This window comes from Cognatundibacterium luofuense (assembly GCF_018139685.1).
Taxonomy (GTDB): domain Bacteria; phylum Pseudomonadota; class Gammaproteobacteria; order Burkholderiales; family Burkholderiaceae_D; genus Undibacterium; species Undibacterium luofuense.
Genome location: NZ_JAGSPN010000055.1, coordinates 1 through 682, shown reverse-complemented (window position 1 = coordinate 682; position 682 = coordinate 1). Strand labels below are relative to the sequence as shown.

General features: G+C 45.9%; 1 protein-coding gene. It reads left to right on the top strand.

Annotated elements, in window-relative coordinates; all coding sequences use genetic code 11:
• Positions 1 to 236 precede the first annotated feature (236 nt).
• Positions 237 to 682: response regulator (locus tag KDM89_RS19250; RefSeq protein WP_212689529.1), on the top strand; the 446-nt coding region annotated here is incomplete at its 3' end.

Below are 682 nucleotides of genomic sequence, written 5' to 3'. Positions count from 1 at the left end.
CATTATAACAGACTTCGGGAATGCCGCATGCAAGCAATCCATGGAAAAAACCAGCTAATCATTGGCAAATTTAAAATAATTTGCTAATTCATCGCAGTGTGACTGACAGAGTGTTTTATTATTGCCAAATAAAAAAACTTTAGACTTGGCTGGCATCGTTTTTAATGTCATAGTTCCACAAGGAACAATTCCACCCCGTCCCGCACAAAAAAGTCCAGCATGGAGCCGCATTTCCGATGAATTCACCGATTCAATCTATCGAAGACGATCTGGTTTTCCTTGACGAACCAGATCACGATGAGTTTTCGGCAGCTTCGCAAAACCAGGCGAGCTGGCGGATCATGATTATCGATGATGATCCTGACGTCCATTCTGCAACAACGTTTGCTTTAGGTAGCCTGGAAATACAGCACCGCCCCCTGAGCTTTGTCCATGCCTATTCTGCTGCCGAGGCACGAGAAATTCTGCAAAAAGAAAAGGACATCGCCATCATCCTGCTCGACGTAGTAATGGAGCATGAAGATGCGGGTCTGCAACTGGTCAATTACATCCGCAAAACGCTGCAGCTCGCTGACGTACGTATCATTTTGCGCACTGGCCAGCCAGGCTACGCGCCAGAAATAGATGCGATCCGCGATTATGATATCAACGACTACAAAACAAAATCCGAGTTAACCCGTAC